This is a genomic window from Pseudomonas sp. ICMP 460 (assembly GCF_002723595.1).
Classification (GTDB): Bacteria; Pseudomonadota; Gammaproteobacteria; order Pseudomonadales; family Pseudomonadaceae; genus Aquipseudomonas; species Aquipseudomonas kitaguniensis.
Window position 1 is genome coordinate 247 of sequence record NZ_LKBR01000049.1, and the last position, 4,396, is coordinate 4,642.

Below are 4,396 nucleotides of genomic sequence, written 5' to 3' on the forward strand. Positions count from 1 at the left end.
AGCCCGGGGCGGTCGGGCAGTCCGTTGATTTGCTGCACGGCCAGCGTGCAGGCGGCGTGCTGGGTAATGGTGTCGCAACCGGGCTGCCAGAGGATGGAAGAGGTTTCTTTGCCGCCCAACTCCACCGGGAGAAAGTGGCGTAACGTGCCGTGGTGTTCATACGGCTCGCCGCTGAGGTTGGTAATGCCCGCAACAAACACCGAGAGGCCGACAGGCACGTTTACGAAGGTCAAGGCGGCGCCAGTCGCGTAGACCGGGGTTTTGGTGTTCATCCATGTACCGGGCACGCTGGGCACCGGGTCGTTGTGGTTGACCATACGGTAATGCACCAGGTTGGCGGCCGCTTTTACGAAGGTGGCATCAGCCGCTCTTGGGGCGCCGTAGGTGTAGAGCGTGATGTCCACTTCATACTCTTTCTGGCGACGTAGCATCTCCGACAGCAACAAGGTAATCGCACCACCCAGGCTGTGCCCACAGATGATCAGCTTCTGTCCGCTATGGAATTTGTCGAGGTACTTGATCGTGAGTTCGTAGACCTTTTGTGCAGCGTCATAGAATCCTCGGTGCACGTTGCCCACACCTTCCACAAAGGGCACTTGAAGTGCATCGGCATCACGGAGGGCATCCGCGATTATTTCATTGGTGCCGCGTACAGAAATCAGGATCAACTCATCGTTGTGCGTGATAAACGCTTGGGTGTCGGTATCAACTTTATGGCCTCGGTCATCCAAAAAGTGAATGCTGGCCGGCGTTTCTTGATCCGTTTCTAAATCCGGGCTGTTCGCTGGGTACAGATCAGGGTCAAACGGTACGATTTCCAGGCGTTTGGAATGCGGCACGTCTTCGTATAGCGGGTAGTACGCGGTGGTTTGGGCTGGGTCCACTGTCCAGATTTCATCGAATTTGGCCAACGCATCACCGAACCAGTTACCCATGCTGGGTTTGCTCGGGAAACTAACGTTCTTGTCTCTGATGGGCGGCTTGTCGGGCTCCTGCCCAAACGGGTGGTAGCTCAAGGTGGCCATGATGGCGAGCTGATACAGGTTCAGTGCACAGAACTGCGGGTCTGTAGACAGCATCGGACACAGGGCGCGTAAAGGGCGAACCTCCAACACACTGTGTTTATTGGAAAGCAGGCAGACCCCGCGCTTTCCATGCTCGCCCATCAGTGAAGCCCAGCGCCGCATGGCCGGGTATTGGCACTCGACTTCAGGCGGTAAATGCGCAACATGGTCGACGAAATGACGAACTTCGACCTGGAAGAAAAAGTCTGCACACGCTTGTGCGGGGTTTGTTGCAGTGCGCGAGCCGTCTTTATGAAGGTGGCGGGTTTGCTCAGCGCGAACTTGCAGTTCGGTTATCGGCAGTGGGTAGTGTTTTCGCTGTTGTAAGTCCTCATAGGGACGGGCTGTGCCAGTATATTTATGTGCAAGAATTAAGGTGATGGGGCCCGCAAAATGGTCGTTTACTTTGCCCGCGCCGCTGCTGTCGAGCCTGGCTTCGTATACATAACCTTCTGTATCAATAACTGTATAGGCAAGTCCGGCATATGGCTGCCCCTCACCGTTTTCATCAACTAACTGAAAGCTGGTCCATTTGCCTCGAATAGGGCAGGTAAACATACGATCGTTGAGCGGGTGCTTCAGTTCATCATCCAAAGTACTCATTGCAGGGTTCCTTATTCTGTACAGCCAGGGTAAATGGTGCAACTACGCCCATCCGGCATTTTAAAGCTGCTGAAGTCTTCATAATTGCCACGGCAGTAACCGCGTTGATCTTCGGGGCCTTCGCCCATGCAACGTTTCCAACCGTTGGGGACCTTGACCCATGTATCACCCCAGCCAGGCCTTTCTTCTGCAGCCAACTTGATCTTCAGCTTTACGGTTTTACCCGGTAGTTGATCCAAGGTGTAAGCCCCTACAGGGCGGCCTTTCGTCACCAAGCCCTGGTCGTCGACTTTTTTACAGTCGAGTAGTTTTCTTATATATCGCTTAGGACCTACAGTACGGAACATCCATTGGCACTGACCATTTATAGTGTTTTCACCAACAGCATCAAAAGTTTTTTTGTATTGACCTTCCAGTTGACTCCGAACAATCACAGCGGTTGTATCCCCGCTAAATTCTCCGCGGGTTTTTCCATAGGTCGCATTAATCTCCAAGTCGATTCGATAAATAGCCAGCCGGCAGCCGCTGACTGTTCGGTATATTGGCACCTCGGACGCTGGCTTATACTCCGTGCGCCACTCTCTGTTAAAGGCAAGGTATGGGTTATCATCAAGAGTGACCGTACACGTCTCTCCTTTGGCGGGCGCATACTTAACTACAGCGGAGTAAGCGAAGTTTGGAGGCAGGTCGGCCGTGAAGGTGAAGTTCTCCGACTTCCCGGTAGTACAGCCTGTTATCAGCATTACGCAGCCCCCCAGGAACAGGGTTTTATGTGCATTCGTCATAGCGAGGCGTTCCCTTGCAGAGATCCATCAACCAGCCGAAAAATCGTCCAGTTGCCTTGGGGCGGGCAGTTAAACGTGCGGCTATGTAACGGGTGCTTTATCTCTTCATCCAATGCGCTCACTGAGTGATTCCTTATTCTGTACAGCCGGGGTAAATGGTGCAGCTACGCCCATCGGGCATTTTGAAACTGCTGAAGTCTTTATGGTTTTTAAAACAGAACGCATACTGATCTTCAATGGCTTTGCCCATGCAACGTTTCCAGCCATTCGGGACCTTGATCCAAGTATCGCCGATTGCGGGTATTTCTAATTCAGCCAACTTAATTTTCAGCTTTACGGTTTTACCCGGTAGTTGACCCAAGGTATAAGCCCCTACGGGACGCCCCTTCGCCACTAAGCCCTGATCGTCAATTTTCTTGCAGTCGAGAAGCTTGGAAATATAACGCTCAGGTCCGATAGTACGAAACAGCCATTGACACTGGCCATTTATCGCGACCTCTCCAGCAGAGTCAAAAGCCCCTTTGTACTCCTCCTCCAATTGCTCCCTGATAATAATCATCGCTGTATCTGCGCCGAAGTCACCACGCGCTTCTCCATAAGCGCCGTAGACTTCAACCTCAACGCGATAGATAACTAATGGGCAACCTTCAACGGTGCGGTAGATGGGGATTTCCAAGTCTCGTTTGTATCGCTCTTTATAATTCAAGTGCCATCTCTGGTTGTAACCTATATGAGGCTTTTTAACCGTGCACGTTTCTCCCTTGGCAGGTGCGTACCTGGCGACGGCCTCGTAAGTAAAATCAGGAGGAAAGTCAGCCGAAAAGGTAAAACTCTCCAACTTCCCGGTAGCACACCCTGCTATCGGCACGACGCAAAAGCCCAACAACAAGATTTTAAGTACAGGTTTCATAACGGCGCGTCTCCTTGCCAAAACTGTACTTCTTGATAAATACGCTCGAAATGCGTTACTGGTGTTTCACCAGCGCCCGCCCGCCAGCGCTCTGCAAGTGTGCCGTTGGTTGCCTTTAAACTCTGGACCAGTAAAAACTCCACTTGCTCGGGCGACCGCCAGCCCCAAGCTTCAGCCAATTCCAACTGTGTACTGAGCCATAAGTCAGGGTCTTGTTGTTCAGCAATTCGCGCATACGCATCCAGATGTTCGGCCAGCAAGTAACGCCTGGCATTGATCTGACTGATACGCGCGAATTGATCACCGTCAATCGGAACCTCACACCAGGCAGGACTTTCAGGAACGGGGTGGTTACCCGGCGCACAATTATTCAGCGTTAGCCAGTGCTCACCCTGCCAGTAGCAAACGCTGGCAATCGGCCCCAAATACCCCGCAACAGCCCCGCCGGTTAAGTGCGCCAGTGCGCGGGTCAATACCCGGTTGTCATGGAAACGATAGAGCGCCTGATACGGTCGCGCCCCGACAATCAGGCGGTCACGCCAGTGTTTGGCCAGCGCGTTAAGCCCTGCCTCCGGTGGAAGGCTGGCCAGCCAGCCCCAGTTCCTTTCAGGCGCGTCAAGCAACGCGTTCAAACGCCGATCGTCAGGGTTGTCGATAAGGAACACAAAAGGCCCCGCCCTCGCCAACTCTGCGACCGGTGTTTCGCTGTACACGCTGCAATAGTGGTCAGCGTTTTGAGCGCCTATCAGCGCCTGACGGGTTTCGTGTTCGCCCTCAGAGTCGAGAATCAGGCACAGGCAATACCCGAGGTGGCGTTGTTCGATCATCCATTGCCGAGGCGACAGAGTGCTCATGCTGTGGCTCCTTCAGGCAGGCACACTGCGTTTTTGCAGGCCTCGCAGACTGGGCAAAAATCAGGCTTTCACGTTTGGAGTCGGCCATCAACGCGTTTTGGGAAGGCGCAATGATGGGTGGCAGCTCGGCAGGCGCCAGTAGCGCAGTCAGTGCCCCTGGCAGTATTGGATTGGCCGGCG

At 53.6% G+C, this 4,396-nt stretch carries 4 protein-coding genes; all 4 read right to left on the reverse strand.

Annotation, left to right across the window (positions count from 1 at the left end; genetic code table 11):
- Positions 1-1,667 (reverse strand): lipase family protein (locus AO240_RS23765; protein ID WP_256586041.1); only part of this gene is annotated, 1,667 nt, incomplete at its 3' end.
- Positions 1,668-1,678: 11 nt separating this feature from the next.
- Positions 1,679-2,452 carry a hypothetical protein gene (locus AO240_RS23770; protein WP_099239769.1) on the reverse strand — a complete coding sequence of 258 codons (774 nt, stop codon included), beginning with the start codon at positions 2,450-2,452 and terminating at the stop codon, positions 1,679-1,681.
- A 133-nt stretch (positions 2,453-2,585) separates the two neighbouring features.
- Positions 2,586-3,362, reverse strand: coding sequence for a hypothetical protein (locus tag AO240_RS23775; RefSeq protein ID WP_099239771.1), 777 nt, complete (start codon positions 3,360-3,362; stop codon positions 2,586-2,588).
- Positions 3,359-4,216 (reverse strand): DUF4123 domain-containing protein, encoded by an 858-nt coding sequence (locus tag AO240_RS23780; protein ID WP_099239773.1) that lies wholly within the window; start codon positions 4,214-4,216, stop codon positions 3,359-3,361. Before AO240_RS23780 ends, AO240_RS23775 begins: the two co-directional genes overlap by 4 nt.
- Positions 4,217-4,396 lie beyond the last annotated feature (180 nt).